The organism is Pseudomonas sp. Z1-12 (genome assembly GCF_051132015.1).
GTDB classification, from domain to species: Bacteria; Pseudomonadota; Gammaproteobacteria; order Pseudomonadales; family Pseudomonadaceae; genus Aquipseudomonas; species Aquipseudomonas zanjanensis.
Genome location: NZ_CP071647.1, coordinates 382,498 through 402,089 on the forward strand (window position 1 = coordinate 382,498; position 19,592 = coordinate 402,089).

The 19,592-nt window shown below is 62.6% G+C and carries 16 protein-coding genes; 7 read left to right on the plus strand and 9 right to left on the minus strand.

The window, feature by feature from the left end; translation table 11 throughout:
- Positions 1-19: 19 nt before the first annotated feature.
- From phaZ to J3P85_RS01745, 8 genes are all read right to left on the minus strand, one after another.
- Positions 20-877, minus strand: a complete 858-nt coding sequence (gene phaZ / locus J3P85_RS01710) for a poly(3-hydroxyalkanoate) depolymerase (protein ID WP_003186648.1) — start codon at positions 875-877, stop codon at positions 20-22.
- A 259-nt stretch (positions 878-1,136) separates the two neighbouring features.
- Complete coding sequence (gene phaC / locus J3P85_RS01715) at positions 1,137-2,816, minus strand: class II poly(R)-hydroxyalkanoic acid synthase (RefSeq protein ID WP_186706094.1); 1,680 nt, start codon at positions 2,814-2,816, stop codon at positions 1,137-1,139.
- A 278-nt stretch (positions 2,817-3,094) separates the two neighbouring features.
- Positions 3,095-3,472 (minus strand): gamma-butyrobetaine hydroxylase-like domain-containing protein, encoded by a 378-nt coding sequence (locus J3P85_RS01720; protein ID WP_207962976.1) that lies wholly within the window; start codon positions 3,470-3,472, stop codon positions 3,095-3,097.
- A 207-nt stretch (positions 3,473-3,679) separates the two neighbouring features.
- Positions 3,680-5,017 carry an ATP-dependent protease ATPase subunit HslU gene (gene hslU, locus J3P85_RS01725; protein ID WP_411386266.1) on the minus strand — a complete coding sequence of 446 codons (1,338 nt, stop codon included), beginning with the start codon at positions 5,015-5,017 and terminating at the stop codon, positions 3,680-3,682.
- A gap of 43 nt (positions 5,018-5,060) precedes the next feature.
- On the minus strand, positions 5,061-5,591 hold the full coding sequence (gene hslV, locus J3P85_RS01730; RefSeq protein ID WP_003196958.1) for an ATP-dependent protease subunit HslV: 531 nt from the start codon (positions 5,589-5,591) through the stop codon (positions 5,061-5,063).
- A gap of 193 nt (positions 5,592-5,784) precedes the next feature.
- On the minus strand, positions 5,785-6,489 hold the full coding sequence (locus J3P85_RS01735) for an SPOR domain-containing protein (RefSeq protein ID WP_053117638.1): 705 nt from the start codon (positions 6,487-6,489) through the stop codon (positions 5,785-5,787).
- 1 nt (position 6,490) lies between these two features.
- Complete coding sequence (argS, locus tag J3P85_RS01740; protein ID WP_434704680.1) at positions 6,491-8,227, minus strand: arginine--tRNA ligase; 1,737 nt, start codon at positions 8,225-8,227, stop codon at positions 6,491-6,493.
- 264 nt (positions 8,228-8,491) lie between these two features.
- Positions 8,492-10,711 (minus strand): primosomal protein N', encoded by a 2,220-nt coding sequence (locus tag J3P85_RS01745; RefSeq protein WP_434704681.1) that lies wholly within the window; start codon positions 10,709-10,711, stop codon positions 8,492-8,494.
- A gap of 278 nt (positions 10,712-10,989) precedes the next feature.
- Between J3P85_RS01745 and rpmE the strand changes: the two genes are divergently transcribed.
- The 3 genes from rpmE to J3P85_RS01760 all read left to right on the plus strand — a co-directional run bounded on the left by rpmE (position 10,990) and on the right by J3P85_RS01760 (position 13,491).
- On the plus strand, positions 10,990-11,214 hold the full coding sequence (gene rpmE, locus J3P85_RS01750; RefSeq protein ID WP_053117645.1) for a 50S ribosomal protein L31: 225 nt from the start codon (positions 10,990-10,992) through the stop codon (positions 11,212-11,214).
- Between the two features lie 11 nt (positions 11,215-11,225).
- Positions 11,226-12,038, plus strand: a complete 813-nt coding sequence (locus J3P85_RS01755; RefSeq protein WP_434704682.1) for a thermonuclease family protein — start codon at positions 11,226-11,228, stop codon at positions 12,036-12,038.
- 184 nt (positions 12,039-12,222) lie between these two features.
- The gene (locus tag J3P85_RS01760; protein WP_053117649.1) at positions 12,223-13,491 is read left to right on the plus strand and encodes a malic enzyme-like NAD(P)-binding protein; all 1,269 of its coding nucleotides are present in this window, start codon (positions 12,223-12,225) and stop codon (positions 13,489-13,491) included.
- 661 nt (positions 13,492-14,152) lie between these two features.
- Here the strand turns inward: J3P85_RS01760 and J3P85_RS01765 are convergent.
- Positions 14,153-16,597 carry a penicillin-binding protein 1A gene (locus J3P85_RS01765; protein WP_434706310.1) on the minus strand — a complete coding sequence of 815 codons (2,445 nt, stop codon included), beginning with the start codon at positions 16,595-16,597 and terminating at the stop codon, positions 14,153-14,155.
- A gap of 208 nt (positions 16,598-16,805) precedes the next feature.
- On the opposite strand from J3P85_RS01765, the gene J3P85_RS01770 reads away from it, so the two are divergent.
- Genes J3P85_RS01770 through J3P85_RS01785 form a run of 4 tightly spaced genes read left to right on the plus strand, consistent with a single transcriptional unit; the run spans position 16,806 to position 19,583 of the window.
- A complete protein-coding gene (locus J3P85_RS01770) occupies positions 16,806-17,870 on the plus strand; it encodes a pilus assembly protein PilM (RefSeq protein ID WP_434704683.1) in 1,065 nt (354 codons plus the stop codon).
- Complete coding sequence (locus tag J3P85_RS01775; RefSeq protein WP_186706084.1) at positions 17,870-18,436, plus strand: PilN domain-containing protein; 567 nt, start codon at positions 17,870-17,872, stop codon at positions 18,434-18,436. Before J3P85_RS01770 ends, J3P85_RS01775 begins: the two co-directional genes overlap by 1 nt.
- Entirely contained in the window at positions 18,433-19,056 is a 624-nt protein-coding gene (gene pilO, locus J3P85_RS01780; RefSeq protein ID WP_053117658.1) for a type 4a pilus biogenesis protein PilO, read from the plus strand. Before J3P85_RS01775 ends, pilO begins: the two co-directional genes overlap by 4 nt.
- Positions 19,053-19,583 (plus strand): pilus assembly protein PilP, encoded by a 531-nt coding sequence (locus J3P85_RS01785; RefSeq protein ID WP_434704684.1) that lies wholly within the window; start codon positions 19,053-19,055, stop codon positions 19,581-19,583. Before pilO ends, J3P85_RS01785 begins: the two co-directional genes overlap by 4 nt.
- The last annotated feature ends 9 nt before the right edge of the window (positions 19,584-19,592 follow it).

Genomic DNA, 19,592 nt, shown 5'->3' on the forward strand with positions numbered 1-19,592 from the left:
CAGGCGCTAATGGGCGGTTTCAGCCACCGCCCAGCGGCGAGGGATGCGGATGCATCACCGCGCGCTGACGTTCTTCCTCCAGGAATTTCATGATGATCGGCGCCACCGCCTCGGCCCGGGTGATCAGGAACAGATGGCCGTCATCGATGATGTGCAATTGGGCGTTGGGAATGCGCCAGGCCAGCATGCGCATGTTGATCAGTGGAATCAGCGGGTCGTCATCGCCGGCCAGCACCAGGGTTGGCTGGTGGATCTTGTGCAGCCAGTGGATGCTGGTCCAGCCGAGGCCGGCGAACAGTTGCCAGTAATAACCGAGCTTGCCCGCCGAACGCACCTTGGCTGCGTGGCTGGCCGCCAGGCTCGGGTCGCGGCGGAACGAACCACCGTAGATCAGTGGCGCGATACGCATCACGTGGGACGGTTGAACATAGCGCCGGGGGCTGGCCATCATCCACAGCACCTTCGGTTTGCCCGGCACCATCACCGCCCCGGCCGCTGTGGCCGCCAATACCAGCTTCTTGCAGCGCTCCGGGTAGTCGTAGGCGAACTGCTGGGCCAAGGCGCCCCCCCAGGATACGCCGATCACGTTGACCTGCCCGTAGTCGAGGTAATCGAGCATCCGCGCGGTGAGTTTGGCCAGGCCCGGAAAGCGATACGGCCGGTTAGGCGTCGATGAACCGCCGACGCCAGGCACGTCAAAGGCGATGACTTCCAGGTCCGGGTCCAGGGCCTGGATGAACGGAAACACCAGCTCCAGGTTGGCGCCGATGCCGTTGAAAATCAGCAATGGCGTCAAGTGAGGCTTGCCGGGACGTACCGCGGTGCGCAAGGTCTGGCCATCCAGATCGACGGTACGGAAGATGTACGGTTGCGGCATGCTTCAAGCCCTGTGGGTTGGGTCGCTGTCTTTCATTTTTCCCCGATCCCTGTGGGAGCGAGCTTGCTCGCGATTGCGGTGTGTCAGCCTACATTGCTGTCGGATGTGCCGCCGTCATCGCGAGCAAGCTCGCTCCCACATTTGGATCCGCTGTGAACATGAGTTTGATGTTCGCCAGCGCGTGGGCCTTGCATTCAGTGTCGGCTGGCGGGATGTATTCGTGAGCAAGCCCACCCCCGCAGCAGACGAGTTGCATCCATTACCGCTCATGCACATAGGTGCCCGGCGCCGCTTCACCGGCCGGGTAGGCCTTGTTGCCCAGCACGGTCGGGGCCTTTTTCAGTTTTCCCGAGCGCTCGGCCTGCCAGGCCTGCCAGTGCAGCCACCAGGAGTCGGTGTGCTTGGTGGAGTTTTCCTGCCAGTCCTCGGCCTTGGCCGGCATGTCCTCGCCGGTCATGTAGCGCGACTTGGGGTTGCCGGGCGGGTTGAGAATGCTCTGGATATGACCGCTGCTCGACAGCACGAACTCCACCTTGCCGCCGAACAATTGCGCGGACTTGTAGCAGGACTTCCATGGCGTGATGTGGTCGTTGGTGCCGGCCAGCGAGAAGATGTCGGCGGTGACCTGCTTGAGGTCGATGGGCGTGCCGCACACTTCCAATGCGTTGGGGCGGATCAGTGGATTGTTCTTGAACATTTCGATGAGGTCGCCGTGGAACGCCGCCGGCAGCCGTGTGGTGTCGTTGTTCCAGAACAGGATGTCGAACACCGGCGGTTCGTTGCCCAACAGGTAATTGTTGACCCAGTAGTTCCAGATCAGGTCGTTGGGGCGCATCCAGGCAAAGACCTTGGCCATGTCGCGGCCTTCGAGTACGCCGGCCTGGTAGGAGTGGCGCTTGGCCGCTTCCAGGGTCTGTTCATCGACGAACAGCGCCACGTCGGTGTCCAGGGTGGTGTCGAGCACACTCACCAGCAAGGTCAGGGCATTGACCTTTTTCTCGCCGAGGGCGGCGTAATGGCCCAGCAGCGCGGTGCAGGTGATGCCGCCGGAGCAGGCGCCGAGCATGTTCACGTCCTTGCTGCCGGTGATGGCCGTGACCACGTCCACCGCTTCCTTGAGCGCCTCGATGTAGGTCGACAGGCCCCACTCGCGCTGCGCCTTGGTGGGGTTGCGCCAGCTGACAATGAACGTCTGTACGTTGCTGCGCAGGCAGAAACGCGCCAGGCTCTTGTCCGGGCTCAGGTCGAAGACGTAGAACTTGTTGATCTGTGGCGGCACCACCAGCAGCGGTCGCTCGTGGACCTGCTCGGTGATGGGCCGGTACTGGATCAGCTCCAGCACGTCGTTGCGAAACACCACGGCGCCTTCGGTCACGCCCAGGCTCTTGCCGACCTCGAACGCGCCCATGTTCACCTGGCTCGGCATCCCACCGTTGTGCACGATATCCTTGGCCAGGTGGGACAGCCCGTCGAGCAGGCTCTTGCCGCCGGTTTCGAAGAAGCGCTTGACCGCCGCCGGGTTGGCCGCCGAGTTGGTCGGGGCCATGGCTTCGGTCATCAGGTTGATTACGAAATGCCCGCGGCTGATGTCCGCGGGCGGGAGGTTGCTGTCGTCGATCCAGGCGTGCAGCTCCTTGCGCCACGCCAGGTAGGTTTGCAGGTAACGTTTGTAGAGTGGGTTCTGGCTCCACGCCGGGTCGGCGAAGCGACGATCGTCGCCGGCCGGTTGCAGCTCGGACTTGCCGAACAGGACGTTCTTGAGCTCGACGCCGAAATGGGCGACGTGCTTGACGCTGTGCAGTGGTTGCTTGATGGCCTGGGTCAGCACCATCCGGGCAGAGGCCAGCAGGTCTTTCCTGCGCAAGCCGACGACGGGATTCAAGCCCAGGGTGTTTTCCGAGGCTTGGTACTTCAACTCATCGTTGTTCTTGTTGCTCATCTACGACGCTCCATTGTCCTTCAGACGAGTACCGGGATCGTGCCATGAAGCCGCAAGGCCAATACCAGGTACGCTGCTCGGGGTGACCATAAATTCCGCATCGAGGGCAATGAGGAAACGTGTGCCAGGAACTCGCCGGTTCCTTTGCAGGGAACTTGCCAGCTCCATTGGTTACCCGAGTTTAATTTTTTTCGCAAGCAGGCCAGTCATTGACGTTGCTGCGCGGGCATTCAAGCAGATGAGTCTAGAAAATTCGCCCTAAAGCGCCAGCCCTTGAGTTAGAGCATCAGCTTGACGACGGACTCGTTCGGATCGCGGGTTTTTCCGGCGGCCTTGAGTTCGTCAAGATAATCGTTCCACAAGTCTTGCTGGCGCACCGCCAACTGGTAGAGGTAGTCCCAGGTGAACAAACCGCTGTCGTGGCCGTCGTCGAAGGTCAGTTTCAGTGCGTACTGGCCGGCCGGTTCGACCTTGGTCAGGGCGACGTTGAGCTTGCCGTATTGCAGGATGGGTTTGCCGTGGCCCTGGACCTCGGCGGAAGGCGAGTGCACCCGCAGGAATTCAGCGGGCAGGTGATACTCCTCGTCCGGCGCGTATTTGAGCGTCAGGGTCTTGGAGGCTTTGTGCAGGTTGATGGCGGTGGGGAGTTTGGTCATGGGATCGTCCTCTTGAAGCCTTATGTGAACGCTATGTGGCGAGGGAGCTTGCTCCCGCTGGACCGGGCTGGCGCTCCAGGGCGAAGCCCTCCCAAAAAGACTCGCGACAATTTGCTTGATAAGCGGCGGTCACGAGTTTTGGGGCCGCTTCGCGGCCCAGCGGGAGCAAGCTCCCTCGCCACAGGAGCCCGCTCACATGTCGGTGGCTTACAGGATATACCGCGACAGGTCTTCGTTCTGCGCCAGTTCACCCAGGTGGCTGTTGACGTATTCGGCGTCGATGAGAATCGGCGCTTCGTTGTGGGCGCTGGCCAGGTCGCCGGCGCTGAACGACACTTCCTCGAGCAAGCGTTCGAGCAGGGTGTGCAGGCGACGGGCGCCGATGTTCTCGGTCTTCTCGTTGACCTGCCAGGCGATCTGGGCCAGGCGCTTGATGCCTTCTGGCGTGAACTCGATGTTCAGGCCTTCGGTCTTGAGCAGCGCGCAGTACTGTTCGGTCAGGGACGCATGGGGCTCGCTGAGGATGCGCTCGAAGTCTTCCGGCGTCAGCGCCTTGAGTTCGACACGGATCGGCAGGCGGCCCTGCAGCTCCGGCACCAGGTCGCTCGGTTTGCTCAGGTGGAACGCGCCGGACGCAATGAACAGGATGTGGTCGGTCTTGACCATGCCCAGCTTGGTGTTGACCGTGCAGCCTTCGATCAGCGGCAGCAGGTCGCGTTGAACGCCTTCGCGGGACACATCGGCACCGCCGACATTGCCGCGCTTGGCAACCTTGTCGATTTCATCGATAAACACGATGCCATGCTGCTCGACCGCTTCCAGTGCCTTGGCCTTCAATTCTTCTTCGTTGACCAGGCGGCCGGCTTCTTCGTCGCGCACCAGTTTCAGCGCTTCCTTGACCTTGAGCTTGCGGCTCTTCTTCTTGCCCTTGCCCATGTTGGCAAACAGGCTCTGCAACTGGTTGGTCATTTCTTCCATGCCCGGTGGCGCGGAAATGTCGACGCCAGCCATTTCGGCCACTTCGATCTCGATTTCCTTGTCATCCAGTTGGCCTTCGCGCAGGCGCTTGCGGAACAACTGGCGGGTGTTGGAATCCTGTGTCGCGGCGGAGTCGGCGTTGAAGCCCATGCGCGCTGGCGGCAGGAGCGCATCGAGAATGCGTTCTTCGGCAGCGTCTTCGGCGCGATGGCGGACCTTGGTGATTTCCTGTTCGCGCAGCAACTTGATCGCCGCGTCGGCCAAGTCACGGATGATCGATTCGACGTCGCGGCCGACATAACCGACTTCGGTGAACTTGGTGGCTTCGACCTTGATGAACGGCGCATTGGCGAGCTTGGCCAGGCGTCGGGCGATTTCGGTCTTGCCGACACCGGTCGGGCCAATCATCAGGATGTTCTTGGGGGTCACTTCGACGCGCAGCTCTTCGGGCAGCTGCATCCGGCGCCAGCGGTTACGCAGGGCGATGGCGACGGCGCGCTTGGCATCGTCCTGGCCGATAATATGGCGGTTGAGTTCGTGGACGATTTCGCGGGGAGTCATGGACATAGTATTTGGCGGTCCTCAAGCAGAAGTCTGGGCCTGGAAGGGCTTACTCCGCGAGGTCCTGCTCCTCAATGGTCTGGGTGTGATTGGTGAAGACACAGATGTCGCCGGCGATGCCCAAGGCAGTCTCGACGATCTCGCGGGCCGACAGGTCGGTCTTTTTCAGCAGGGCGCTGGCCGCGGCCTGTGCGTAGGCACCGCCGGAACCCATGGCGATCAGGCCATCCTCGGGCTCAACGACGTCGCCGTTGCCGGTGATGATCAACGAGGCGTCCTTGTTGGCGACCGCGAGCATGGCTTCGAGGCGGCTCAGGGAGCGGTCGGTGCGCCATTCCTTGGCCAACTCCACGGCGGCGCGGACCAAGTGGCCCTGGTGTTTCTCAAGCTGGCCTTCGAAACGTTCGAACAACGTGAAGGCGTCGGCAGTGGCCCCGGCGAAACCGGCGATGACCTCGCCGTGATACAGGCGACGAACTTTCTTCGCGTTGCCTTTCATCACGGTGTTGCCCAATGAAACCTGGCCGTCGCCGCCCATGACGACTTTGCCATGACGGCGGACTGAAACGATGGTGGTCAAGGGAAGAGTCTCCACGCAGCGGGGCGAAAATGCCCGGATGGAACTCATATGGGGGTGGCGTGGGGTTTTTCAACTGCAAGGGTGCGGAGGGGATGAGTGGTCCCTCGCTGTTTTTGGCAGAGGACTTCTTTGTGGCGAGGGAGCTTGCTCCCTCGCCACAAAAGCCCCCCGGCCACAGGGGGCTCAGCGAAAATCAGCGGCTCTGGCGTTGTTGTAACAACAGGTTGCTGAAACCACTGCCCGCCAATTGTTTCTGGGCCTTGGTCAGTTCCTCGCGGTTACTGAACGGGCCGACCAGTACCCGGTACCAGGTCTCGTCCTTCACTGTCCCGGACTCCACCGACACCGACTGGCCCAGCAGAATGATCTGCGCGCGGACCTTGTCGGCGTCGGCTTCCTTGCGGAAAGAACCGGCTTGCAGGAAGAACTTCGTCACCGGCGCGGCTTTTTGCACCGGCGGGGCCGGTGGCGGCGTGATGCCGGCCAGGGCCGCCTGGGCGCGGGCGGTGTCGATTTTCGCCGCTTCGGCCGGGGTCACCGGTGTGGTGGGTACCTGGGGTACTTGCGGCGTCGGCAGGGTCTTCTCCGGCACGGCGTCGGGCGGCACGATGACTTCCGATTCCGGCAGCAAGGTGTAGAAGTCGTACTTCGGCTTCACTGGTTGCGTCGGGCTCGGCGGGGTCTTGTTGGCCTCGGCGATGCGCGTGGCTTTCTGCTGCTCTTGGCGGACGCGCTTGACGTCATCGCCCTGGCCCGGCTCCAGCTTCATCAAAAACACAATGAACGCGCCGACGGTCAGGCCGATGGCCATCCACAACCAGCCTGGAATCGGCTGTTTGGCCGGGGGCTGGTAACGACTGGCGCCGCGCTTGGGTGCAGGTTTTTTCTTGGCGGCCAACTTACATGCGCTCCAGGGTTTCCAGGCCGAGCAGTTCCAGGCCTTGCTTGAGCGTGCGCCCGGTCAGTGCGGCGAGGCGCAGGCGGCTCTGCACTTGCTCCGGGGTCTGCGCGTTGAGGATCGGGCAGTTCTCGTAGAAGCTGGAGAACAGGCCGGCGACATCGTACAGGTAGGCGCATAGCGTGTGCGGCGTGCCTTTGTCGGCGACGTTGTTCAGCACTTCGCCGAACTGCGCCAGTTTCGCCGCGAGCTCCTGCTCCTGTGGCGCTTCGAGCACAATCTGGCCGTCTATTTCATTGAAGCCTTTGCCGAGCTTGCGGAACACGCCCGCCACGCGGGTGTAGGCGTACAGCAGGTACGGCGCGGTGTTGCCTTCGAAATTGAGCATCAGGTCGAAGTTGAAGCTGTAGTCGCTGGTGCGGTGCTTGGACAGGTCGGCGTATTTCACCGCGTCGATGCCCACGACCTTGGCGATGTTGCGCAGCTCGTCTTCGGCCAGGTCCGGGTTCTTGCCCTTGACCAGGGTGTAGGCGCGGTCCTGGGCTTCGGTCAGCAGGTCGATCAGCTTCACCGTGCCGCCGTCGCGGGTCTTGAACGGACGACCGTCGGCGCCGTTCATGGTGCCGAAGCCCATGTGCTCCATCTCCATCGGATGGGTCACGAAACCAGCCAGGCGTGCCACTTCGAACACTTGCTGGAAGTGCAGGGCCTGACGCTGATCGACGAAATACAGCACCCGATCGGCCTTGAGCACGCGGTTGCGGTAGCGCACGGCCGCCAGGTCGGTGGTGGCGTAGAGGTAGCCGCCGTCGGCCTTGACGATGATCACCGGCAGCGGCTCGCCATCGGCGGTCTTGAACTGGTCGAGGAACACGCACTGGGCGCCGTTGCTTTCCACCAGCATGCCCTTGGCGCGGAGGTCGTTGACCACGTTGACCAGGTCGTCGTTGTAGGCGCTTTCGCCCATCACGTCGGCCATGGTCAATTTGACGTTCAGCAGCTCGTAGATTTTCTGGCAATGGGACAGGGAGATGTCCTTGAACTTGGTCCACAGCGCCAGGCACTCGGCATCGCCGGCCTGCAACTTGACCACCAGGCCACGGGCGCGGTCGGCGAACTCCGGCGACTCGTCGAAGCGTTGCTTGGCGGCGCGGTAGAAGTTCTCCAGGTCCGACAGCTCGTCGCTGGTGATCGGGTTCTCCTGGAGGTAAGCCATCAGCATGCCGAACTGGGTGCCCCAGTCGCCGACGTGGTTCTGGCGGATCACGGTGTCGCCAAGAAACTCCAGGACCCGGGCCACGCCGTCGCCGATGATGGTCGAGCGCAGGTGGCCGACGTGCATTTCCTTGGCCAGGTTGGGGGCCGAGAGGTCGACGACGGTGCGCTGCAACGGGCCGGCCTTGCGCACGCCGATGCGTTCGTCGGCCAGGGCCGCGTCCAGGCGCGAAGCCAGGGCCTGGGTGTTCTGGAAGAAATTGATGAACCCGGGGCCGGCGATGTCGGCCTTGCTGACGTTCTCGTCGGCGGGCAGCGCGGCGATGATTTTTTCCGCCAGGTCGCGAGGTTTCATGCCGGCCGGCTTGGCGAGCATCATCGCGATGTTGCTGGCGAAGTCGCCGTGGGTCTTGTCGCGGGTGTTTTCGACCTGAATCGCCGGCGACAGGCCTTCTGGCAGCACACCTTCAGCGACGAGTTGGGTGATGGCTTGCTGGATGAGCTGGCGAATGGTGTCTTTCATGGTCTTCTCTTTCAACCGCAGGCGCGGCGGCGCTTCGATGCGCTGGTGGAAAAACTGGGCATTATCCGTGGCGCGGGCGAGCTTGCCAACTGTAGCGGGTTGGTTGGGGATGTGTGGTGACTATTCTTGCTGGCCTGGATGTACGCAATCCCCTTGTGGGAGCGAGCTTGCTCGCGATAGCGGTCTGGCATTCAATATTCATGCAAGCTGACCCGCCGCCATCGCGAGCAAGCTCGCTCCCACAAGGGCCAGATTAGCGATCCATTAATACAAATCCACCGGATCCACATCCAGCGACCAGCGCACCGCCCGCCCGTTGGGCATCTGTTCCAGTACCAGTAGCCAGGCGCTCAGCAGTCGATGCAGCGGCGCCCGGGCATTGGCCTGCAATAAAAGTTGCGCGCGATAGCGCCCGGCTCGCCGTTCCATCGGCGCCGGCACCGGCCCCAGGAGTTCGATGCCGGTGAGGCTCTGCTCTGCCAGCAAACGCTCCGCCTCGCTGCAAGCTTCATCGAGGAAACCTTCGGCCTGCCCCGGCTTGTGGGCTTCGGCCCGCAACAGCGCCAGGTGGGCAAAGGGCGGCAGGCCGGCGCTGCGGCGTTCGCTCAAGGCTTGCTCGGCGAAGGCGAAGTAGCCCTGCTCGGTCAGTTGGATCAGCAGCGGGTGATCGGCCAGGTGCGTCTGGATGATCACTTTGCCCGGTTCCTCGGCCCGTCCGGCCCGGCCCGCGACTTGGACGATCAACTGCGCCATGCGCTCGCTGGCGCGGAAGTCGCCGGAGAATAGCCCGCCATCGGCGTCGAGGATCGACACCAGGGTGACCCGTGGGAAGTGATGCCCCTTGGCGAGCATCTGCGTGCCCACCAATATGCACGGCTGACCCTTCTGGATCGTCGCGAACAGTTGGTTCATCGCGTCCTTGCGCGAGGTGCTGTCACGGTCGACCCGCAACACCGGGTAGTCCGGAAACAGGATGCCCAGGCGTTCTTCGGCGCGTTCGGTGCCGGCGCCGACCGGGCGCAAGTCCACTTTGCCGCACTGTGGGCAATGCCTTGGCACGCGCTCGACGTGGCCGCAATGGTGACAACGCAGCTCGCCATGGCGTTGATGCACGGTCATCCGCGCGTCGCAGCGTTCGCAGCCAGACATCCAGCCACAGTCGTGACACAGCAGGGTCGGGGCAAAACCGCGGCGATTGAGGAACACCAGGACCTGTTGCCCGGCGGCCAGGGTCTGGCCGATGGCTTGCTGCATCGGTCCGGAAATGCCGCTGTCCAGCGGACGACTTTTCACGTCCAGGCGCAGGAAACGCGGTTGCTTGGCACCGCCGGCCCGTTCGTTCAGGCGCAACAGGCCGTAGCGGCCGGTATAGGCGTTGTGCAGGCTTTCCAGCGAGGGCGTGGCCGAGCCGAGCACGATCGGGATGTTTTCCTGGCGGGCGCGCACCAATGCCAGGTCGCGGGCGTGATAGCGCAGGCCTTCCTGCTGTTTATAAGAGCCATCGTGCTCTTCGTCGATGATGATCAGGCCAGGGTTCTTCATCGGCGTGAACAGGGCCGAGCGGGTGCCGATGATGATGTCGGCCTCGCCGTCGCGGGCGGCGAGCCAGGCTTCCAGGCGTTCACGGTCGTTGACCGCCGAGTGCACCAGGGCGATCCGCGCATTGAAGCGTTGCTCGAAGCGCGCCAGGGTTTGCGGGCCGAGGTTGATTTCCGGAATCAGCACCAGGGCCTGCTTGCCGGCCTCCAGGGTCTGGCGGATCAGTTGCAGGTAGACCTCGGTCTTGCCGCTGCCGGTGACGCCTGCCAACAGAAAGGCATGATAACTGTCAAAACCTGCGCGAATCGCTTCGCAAGCGGCCCGCTGCTCGGCATTGAGCGGCAGTTCCGGCTGGGCCAGCCAATGTTCATGGCGGGCGCCGGGGGCGTGCCGGCGGATTTCCACCTGGACCAGGTCCTTGGCCAGCAACAGGTCCAGGCTGTCCTTGCTGAGCATCAGTTTGCTCAGCAGTTGATGGGCCACGCCATGGGGGTGTTGGGCCAGGGTCGCCAAGGCTTCGCGCTGGCGCGGGGCGCGAGCGATGCGGGGATCGTCCAGCGAGGCCCCCGGGGCCACCGACCAGAACCGCTCTTGGCGCGCCTCGGCCAGCTCGCCCTGGCGCAGCAGCACCGGCAGCGCCCAGCTCAGGGTATCGCCGAGGCTGTGCTGGTAATACTGGGACGTCCACAGGCACAGCTTGAACAGCGAGGCGGGCAGCGGCGGCGTGGCATCAAGCAGCGCCAGGGCCGGTTTGAGCTTGTCGGCCGGGACTTCGCTGTGGTCGGTGACTTCCACCAGGATACCGATCATTTCCCGCCGGCCGAACGGCACCCGCAGGCGCATGCCCGGCTGCAACTGGGCGCGCAGGATCCCGGCCGGGGCGCGGTAGTCGAACAGGCGGCGCAGGGGCGAAGGCAGGGCGAGGCGCAGAATGGCGTCGGGCACGCGGGGATCTCGGTAGGCGGACAAATACGCAAGGCTCAATGTGGGAGCGAGCTTGCTCGCGATGGCGGCTTGTCAGTCAACATGCATGCGGCAGACCCACCGCCATCGCGAGCAAGCTCGCTCCCACAGGGATTGTGCTTGAGGCCGGGAGCCTAGCAGACGGTTGGTACAAGGCATAGCTTGCGCGAATGACGATGTCTGGTAGAATCCGCGGCCTAATTACGTGCGGTATTCAACAATAGTGTTGGGTGGCGGCACGCTAGCCTGAGGAAAACAGCATGAAAACCGATATCCATCCGGAATACCCAGAAATTGCCGTAACCTGCAGCTGCGGCAACAAGTTCGAAACGCGTTCGACCTACGGCAAAGCCCTGGCGATCGACGTTTGCAACGAATGCCACCCGTTCTACACCGGTAAGCAAAAGACTCTGGATACCGGCGGCCGCGTTCAGAAGTTCGCCGATCGTTTCGGTGCTTTCGGCAAAGTTACTCCAAAAGCCTGAGGCTGATCATTTTGGATGGTCGTCTCGACTGCTCCAGACTGATAAAGAAGGCGTCCCTCGCGGGCGCCTTTTTTGTGTCTGCGATTTGGCTCTGCGGTGCCCAGGCGGCCTGCCCTTCGCCGGGCGACCTGCCCCAAGTGGCGGTGCAACGCGTGGTGGATGGCGACACCTTGTACCTGGAGGATGGCCGCCGCGTTCGGATGATCGGCCTCAACAGCCCTGAACTGGGCAAGCGCGGCCGCGCCGACGAGCCGTTCGCCGTGGCGGCGCGCCAGCGACTCGAGGCCCTGGTGGCTGCCAGCGGTGGCCGGGTGGGCGTATTGCCTGGCAAGGACGACCGGGATGATTACGGTCGCACCCTGGCTCATATCTACAACGCCCAGGGCGAGAATCTCGAAGAGCGCCTGATTGCCGAAGGGTTGGGGTTTCTGGTGGCAGTCGCGCCGAACGTCGACCTGGTCGGTTGTCAGCAAATGGCCGAACGTCATGCGCGCCAAGCCGGATCAGGTATTTGGAAAAAATCCCCGGTGGTGCGAGCGGAGCAGATCAATGCCCCCGGCTTCGTGCTGACCCGTGGACGAGTAGAAAGCGTGCAACGCAATCGCGGTGGTGTCTGGATTGAATTGCAGGGGGCGGTTGTCCTGCATATTGCGCCCAATGTGCAGAGACGTTTTGATGCCTCGGCTCTGGAGCGGCTCAAAGGGCGCACAATCGAGGCGCGTGGCTGGGTTATCGACCGCGCCCGGCGTGGCGGAAATAAAACCGGTCAAGCGCGATGGATGTTGCCGTTGACTGATCCGGCCATGCTGGAAGCAATCCTGTAGGAAAAAATTGTAGACATTTCGTCGCTATATTGTATGCATGTAGCCCTTGTGTTTCGCGGCTCTTGGCCCAAAGTCGTAGGGCAGGGCGCTTGACAGCAGTGACTGGTCAGTCTTGTGGGGACTTTGCGAGGCGCGTATCCTCGGCGGTCCGTCTGTCCAACACAGTAAAAAGCGGAATGCCCACATGTCTGATCTGAAAACTGCCGCTCTCGAATATCACGCTCATCCTCGTCCAGGAAAGCTGAGTGTCGAGCTCACCAAGGCCACCGCTACTGCTCGCGACTTGTCGCTGGCCTACAGCCCCGGCGTAGCCGAACCAGTCCGCGAAATCGCTCGCGACCCTGAACTGGCCTACAAATACACCGGTAAAGGCAACCTGGTTGCAGTCATTTCCGATGGCACCGCGATCCTCGGCCTGGGTAACCTCGGCCCATTGGCTTCAAAGCCAGTCATGGAAGGCAAGGGCGTGCTGTTCAAGCGTTTTGCCGGTATCGACGTATTCGACATCGAAGTCGATTCCGAGAGCCCGCAAGCCTTCATCGACACCGTCAAGCGCATCTCCATCACCTTCGGTGGCATCAACCTGGAAGACATCAAGGCACCTGAGTGCTTCGAGATCGAGCGCGCCCTGATCGAACAGTGCGACATTCCGGTATTCCACGATGACCAGCATGGCACCGCGATCGTTACCGCGGCCGGCATGATCAACGCCCTGGAAATCGCCGGCAAGACCCTGCCGGAAGCCAAGATCGTCTGCCTGGGTGCCGGCGCTGCGGCCATCTCCTGCATGAAGTTGCTGGTGAGCATGGGCGCCAAGATCGAAAACATCTTCATGGTCGACCGTACCGGCGTGATCCACTCCGGCCGTGACGACCTGAACCAGTACAAAGCCGTGTTCGCCCACGCGACCGACAAGCGCTCCCTGGCGGACGCGCTGGACGGTGCCGATGTGTTCGTCGGCCTGTCGGGCCCGAACCTGCTGAGCCCGGAAAACCTGCTGCGCATGGCGCCGAACCCGATCGTGTTCGCCTGCTCGAACCCGGACCCGGAAATCTCCCCGGAACTGGCCCACGCGACCCGCAACGACGTGATCATGGCCACCGGCCGTTCGGACTATCCGAACCAGGTCAACAACGTATTGGGCTTCCCGTTCATCTTCCGTGGTGCCCTGGACGTTCGCGCCAAGCGCATCAACGAAGAAATGAAAGTCGCGGCCGCCAACGCCCTGCGCGAACTGGCCAAGTTGCCGGTGCCTCAGGAAGTGTGCGACGCCTACGGCGGCATCAAGCTGGAATTCGGTCGTGAGTACATCATCCCGAAACCAATGGACGCCCGCCTGATCACCCTGATCTCCGATGCCGTGGCCAAGGCCGCCATCGAGACGGGCGTGGCGACCCTGCCGTATCCAAAGAACTACCCGCTCAAGAGCGTGGATGACGTGTTCAACGGCTAAGCCGTTGTAGCGCCTCAACAAAAAGCCCCGGCTCTGTGAGTCGGGGCTTTTTTAATGCCTGCCGATTTTGTACGACCGCCACAAATCCCCCTGTGGGAGCGAGCTTGCTCGCGATGACGATCTTCAATTCACCCCAAGTCTCTCAAGCCCAGCGCCCGAGCCTCAATCCAACCCCTGTGGCGAGGGAGATTGCTCCCGCTCGGCTGCGCAGCAGTCGCAAGCCGGGCAATGCGGTCGGTCTATAAACATGCAGGGCCTGCTGCGCAGGCCAGCGGGAGCAAGCTCCCTCGTCACGGGTTTTGGGTTGCCTGGGCTGACGCCATCGCGAGCAAGCTCGCTCCCACATTGGTTCGGTGGTGGACGTTGATTGTGCGACCGCCACAAATCTCTCTGTGGGAGCGAGCTTGCTCGCGATGATGATTTTCAGTTCACCCGAGGTCTCTCAAGCCCAGCGCTTGAACTCCAATCCAACCCCTGTGGCGAGGGAGCTTGCTCCCGCTCGGCTGCGCAGCAGTCGCAAACCGGGCAATGCGGTCGGTCTATAAACATGCAGGGCCTGCTGCGCAGGCCAGCGGGAGCAAGCTCCCTCGCCACGGGTTTTGGGTTGCCTGGGCTGTCGCCATCGCGAGCAAGCTCGGCTCCCACGGGGAGGAGGGGTTGGTCAGAACAGATCGATCGGTGCCGCTTCGTCCGCCGGCAGCGGGCTGCCCGGGGCGACGCCGTTGCCCAACTCGTTGACCGACGGTGGCGTGTCTTCGCTCTTGAACAGTTCGAAGTACGCACCCGGGGTGCCTGGCGTGGCCGCGCGGCCGCTGACCGGGTCGACCCGCAGGCTGAGGATGCCTTCCGGCTCCGGCTGGGTGTGCGGCGGTTTGTCCTTGAGGGCGGCGCCCATGTAGTTCATCCAGATCGGCAGCGCCACGGTGCCGCCGAACTCGCGGCGACCCAGGCTTTCAGGCTGGTCGAAACCGGTCCAGACAGTGGTCACGTAGTCGGCGTTGTAGCCGGAGAACCAGGCGTCCTTGGATTCATTGGTGGTGCCGGTCTTGCCCGCCAGGTCAGTGCGGCCCAGGGCCAGGGCGCGACGGCCAGTGCCGAGCTTGATCACGTCCTGCAGCATGCTGTTGAGAATGTAGGTGGTGCGGCCATCGACAATGCGCTCCGCGATGGCGGGCGCTTGCGGCAGGCCTGGGGCAGTGGTGGCCTCGCCTGGTGTCGCATTGACCGTGAACGTCTCGGTGGACGGTGCGGCGACGCCATCGCTGGCCTGCTCGCCCGTGGGGACCCGTGGCGGGTTGGCAACAAACAGTGTCTCGCCATTGCGACTTTCGATCTTGTCGATGATGTACGGGGTGATCTTGTAGCCGCCGTTGGCAAACGTGCTCCAGCCCATGGCGATTTCCATCGGCGTCAAGGTCGCGGTGCCCAAGGCCAGGGACAGGTTGCGCGGCAGGTCCTGCTTGTTGAAGCCGAACTTGCTGATGTAGTCGATGGTACGGTCCACGCCCAGCGCTTGCAGCAAGCGGATCGACACCAGGTTGCGGGATTTGTACAGTGCCTCGCGCAGGCGAATCGGGCCCAGGAAGGTATTGGTGTCGTTCTTCGGTCGCCAGACCTTGTCCAGGTACTCATCGACGAACACGATCGGCGCATCGTTCACCAGGCTGGCGGCGGTATAGCCGTTATCCAGGGCGGCGCTGTAGACAAACGGCTTGAAGCTCGAGCCTGGCTGGCGCTTGGCCTGCAAGGCGCGGTTGTAATTGCTTTGCTCGAAGGCGAAGCCACCCACCAGCGAGCGGATCGCGCCGTTCTGTGGGTCGAGGGACACCAGCGCGCCCTGGGCGGCCGGGATCTGGCTGAACTTGAGCGTATTGTCCGCCTGGCGCTGGACGCGGATCAGGTCGCCGACCTGGGCCACGTCCGACGGTTGCCGTGGGTTGGCGCCCATGCTGTTGGTGTTGAGGAATGGGCGGGCCCATTTCATGGTGTCCCAGGCTACGTGTTCTTCCTGCTCGCCGTTGCGGGTCAGCACCTTGATGCCGTCCTTGTCCACCGAGGTGACGATCGCCGGCTCCAGGCTGCTGATGGTGCGTTGCTTGGTCAGTTCCAAGGCCCAGGCTTCCTTGGTCTTGCCCGGCAGGCGCGATTCAGGGCCACGGTAGCCGTGGCGCTGGTCGTAGGTCATCAGGCCCTCGTGCAGCGCGGTGTTGGCCATTTCCTGCAAGTTGCTCGGCACCGTGGTGGTCACGCGAAAACCTTCGGTATAGGCGTCGCTGCCATAACGCCCGACCATCTCGGCACGGGCCATCTCGGCAATGTACGGGGCGTTCACTTCCGGCGTCGGCACGTGATAGCTGGCGTTCAGCGGCTCATTGATCGCGGCGGTGTAGTCGGCCTCGGTGATCTTGCCAAGCTTGTACATACGTCCCAGGATCCAGTCGCGTCGCTCCTTGCTGCGCGTCGGGTTGGCCAGCGGGTTGAAGCGCGACGGGGCCTTGGGCAGGCCGGCGATCATTGCCATCTGCGCCAGGCTCACATCGCGGATCGACTTGCCGTAATACACCTGCGCCGCCGCCTCGATGCCGTAGGCGCGGTTGCCCAGGTAAATCTTGTTCACGTACAGCTCGAGGATTTCATCCTTGGTCAGTTGCCGTTCGATCTGCAGGGCCAGGAGGATCTCGGTGGTCTTGCGCGAAAAGCTGCGCTCGCTGGTCAGGAAGAAGTTCTTGGCCACCTGCATGGTGATGGTGCTGCCGCCGGACTGGATGTGCCCGCTCTTGACCAACTGGCTGGCCGCGCGCATCAGGCTGCCAGGGTCGACGCCATAGTGGTTGGCGAAGTTATCGTCTTCAGCACTTAGTAACGCATTGATGAAATTGGGGGGAATGTCGGCGAAACGGATCGGTGTGCGGCGCATTTCGCCAAATTCGGCGATCAACTTGTCGTCGCTGCTGTATACCCGCAAAGGAATCTGCAACTGAATACTTCTCAGCGCCTCCACGGACGGCAAACCCGGACTAAGGTAAAGAAAAGCACCGCTCAGGCCCAAGAGCAGTCCGCAGAAAACGGCGACGATGGACCATCCGAAAAATTTCAGCAGACGAATCAAGGCTTTTGGATATCCAGGCAAAGATTGAAAAAGGCGCCAGGTGCAGGGATGGACCCGTGCTTGCAACAAAGCGAAAAAAAACGCTGGGCATTATAAGCATTTTTTTTCGTCAGGCATGCCATACGCACGTCCGTCGGACGGCCGTGATTGAACGCAATGCATATTAGAGAGTCCGTAACTCACGGATAGTCATAGGGAATTGGTAGTGCTACGACTCTTCAATAAAAAAGCCCATGCGCTTCTGGGGATCGACATCAGTTCGACGTCGGTGAAGCTGCTCGAGTTGAGTCGCCAGGGCGAGCGATACCGCGTCGAGTCCTACGCGGTCGAACCGTTGCCGGCCAACGCTGTGATCGAGAAAAACATCGCCGAACTCGAAGGGGTGGGGCAGGCGTTGTCGCGGCTGCTGGCCAAGGCCAGGACACCCCTGCGCAGCGTGGCGGTGGCCGTGGCGGGCTCGGCGGTGATCACCAAGACCATCGAGATGGACGCCGGCCTGTCCGACGACGAGATGGAGAACCAGCTCAAGATCGAGGCCGATCAGTACATCCCCTATCCGCTGGATGAGGTGGCCATCGATTTCGAAGTGATGGGCGTTTCGCCCCGCAGCGCCGAGCGCGTCGAAGTACTGCTGGCGGCCTGTCGCAAGGAAAACGTCGAGGTCCGCGAGGCGGCGTTGGCGCTCGCCGGGCTGACGGCCCGGGTGGTGGATGTGGAGGCGTATGCGCTGGAACGAGCGTTTGGCCTGCTCGCCACGCAACTGGCCGTGTCCCAGGAGCGGCTGACAGTGGCGGTCATCGACATCGGCGCCACCATGACCACCCTCAGCGTGCTGCACAACGGGCGCATCATCTATACCCGCGAACAACTGTTCGGCGGCCGCCAGTTGACCGAGGAAATTCAGCGCCGCTACGGCCTGACGCCCGAGCAGGCGGGCCTGGCAAAGAAGCAGGGTGGGCTGCCGGACGATTATCTCGGCGAAGTGTTGCAACCTTTTCGCGAGGCCCTGGTGCAGCAGGTTTCGCGCTCCCTGCAATTTTTCTTCGCCTCGGGCCAGTACAGCGCGGTGGATCACATCCTGCTGGCCGGGGGCACGGCTTCCGTCGCTGGCCTGGACCGGCTGATCGAGCAACGCCTGGGCACGCCGACCCAGGTGGCCAACCCGTTCACCAACATGGCCCTGAGCAGCAAGGTCAATGCCGGTGCCCTGGCCAGTGATGCGCCGGCGCTGATGATCGCTTGCGGGCTGGCCCTCAGGAGTTTCGACTGATGGCGCGGATCAACCTGCTTCCCTGGCGCGAAGAGCTGCGCGAAGAGCGGCGCAAACGCTTTCTGCTGGCCCTGGTGGGCGCGCTGGTCGGAGCGGTCGGGGTGATTCTGGTCGCCGTCCGCTACATCGACAACGCCATCGACCACCAGGTCGCTCGCAATAGCCATCTCTCCGGCCAGATCGCCGTGCTGGACGAACGCATCAAGCAGATCAGCGAATTGAAAGCCCGTCGCCAGCAATTGCTGGAGCGCATGCGCATCATCCAGGACTTGCAAGGAAATCGACCGGTCAGCGGGCGCATCTTCGACCAGTTGGTGCGGACCCTGCCGGATGGCGTGTACTTCACCGAAGTGAAAATGGAAGACCGGACGCTCTTCATCAAGGGCGCTGCGGAATCGAACAACCGGGTCTCGGACCTGATGCGCAACCTGGACTCGTCGGACCTGTTCGATGCGCCCAGTTTGACGGAGGTCAAGGCGACCACCGCTGGCCAGCTCGACCAGGCCAACGTTTTCCAACTGACGGTTCGCCAGACCCGCCCGGTCGAAGTGGAGGACGCCGAATGAAGCCGGGGGAGTGGTTCGACGCGCTGCGCAAGATCGACATCAGTGACCTGGACACCAACAACATCGGCTCCTGGCCGGCGCCGATCAAATGGCTGGCCGGCATCCTGCTGGTGGCCCTGGTGCTGGGGCTGGGCTATAACTTTGCCTTGAGTGACCTGGAAAACCAATTACAGCAGGTGCGCGAGGAAGAGAACACGCTCAAGGCGCAATTCGCGGGCAAGGCCCATATGGCCGCGAACCTGGAACGCTACACCGAGCAGATGAAACAGATGGAGACGTCTTTTGGTGTGCTGTTGCGGCAATTGCCCAGCGATACCGAGGTGCCGGGCCTGCTGGAAGACATTACCCGCACCGGGTTGGGCAGCGGCCTGGAGTTCGAGGAAATCAAGCTGCTGCCGGAAGTCACCCAGCCTTTCTATATCGAGCTGCCGATCCAGATCACCGTGACCGGCGGCTACCACGACCTGGCGACGTTCGTCAGTGGGGTGGCGGGGCTGCCCCGGATCGTCACGCTGCATGATTTCGAGATCGCCCCGATGGAGCCCGAGGCGGGCACAAAACTGCGCATGAGCATCCAGGCCAAGACCTACCGCTACAACGAACAGGAGGCGCAGCCATGAGGCCGATGGTGCGCCATCTCTGGCTGCTGGCAGGCCTGGTCGTGTTGGCGGGCTGCAACAATGACAGCGGGTTCAGCGACCTGGACGCCTACATGAACGAAGTGCGCCTGCGCCCGCCCGGCAAGATCGAGCCGACGCCGACGTTCAGGCCCCAGGAGACCTTTACCTACAGCGCCGCCAACCTGCGCAGCCCGTTTTCCCGGCAGGTCCGTGTGGACCAGGCCGACCGGCAGCGCGGCTCGCGCAACGTCCGGCCCGACCCCAACCGGGTCAAGCAGTACCTGGAAGGCTTCAACATCGAGCAGTTCGAAATGGTCGGTACGATCTCCAACGCCGCTGGCTCCTTCGCGCTCCTGCGGGGCGCGGGCGGGGTGCACCGGCTCAAGGTCGGTGACTATCTGGGACGCAATGACGGACGAATCGTCGCCATCAGCGCCACCCAGGTCGATGTGGTCGAAATCGTTCCCGATGGCGAGGGTGCCTGGCTGGAGCGACCCCGGACCATTCCTTTGAAAGAGCATTCATAGTGGAAGTCG

Excerpts from the sequence above, each read along its gene's own strand:
- rpmE (WP_053117645.1), top strand. The coding sequence starts at position 10,990 with ATGAAAACCGATATCCATCCGGAATACCCAGAAATTGCCGTAACCTGC.
- J3P85_RS01785 (WP_434704684.1), top strand. The coding sequence starts at position 19,053 with ATGAGGCCGATGGTGCGCCATCTCTGGCTGCTGGCAGGCCTGGTCGTG.
- hslU (WP_411386266.1), bottom strand. The coding sequence starts at position 5,017 with ATGTCCATGACTCCCCGCGAAATCGTCCACGAACTCAACCGCCATATT.
- J3P85_RS01760 (WP_053117649.1), top strand. The coding sequence starts at position 12,223 with ATGTCTGATCTGAAAACTGCCGCTCTCGAATATCACGCTCATCCTCGT.
- J3P85_RS01720 (WP_207962976.1), bottom strand. The coding sequence starts at position 3,472 with ATGACCAAACTCCCCACCGCCATCAACCTGCACAAAGCCTCCAAGACC.
- phaC (WP_186706094.1), bottom strand. The coding sequence starts at position 2,816 with ATGAGCAACAAGAACAACGATGAGTTGAAGTACCAAGCCTCGGAAAAC.
- argS (WP_434704680.1), bottom strand. The coding sequence starts at position 8,227 with ATGAAAGACACCATTCGCCAGCTCATCCAGCAAGCCATCACCCAACTC.
- pilO (WP_053117658.1), top strand. The coding sequence starts at position 18,433 with ATGAAGCCGGGGGAGTGGTTCGACGCGCTGCGCAAGATCGACATCAGT.
- J3P85_RS01775 (WP_186706084.1), top strand. The coding sequence starts at position 17,870 with ATGGCGCGGATCAACCTGCTTCCCTGGCGCGAAGAGCTGCGCGAAGAG.
- phaZ (WP_003186648.1), bottom strand. The coding sequence starts at position 877 with ATGCCGCAACCGTACATCTTCCGTACCGTCGATCTGGATGGCCAGACC.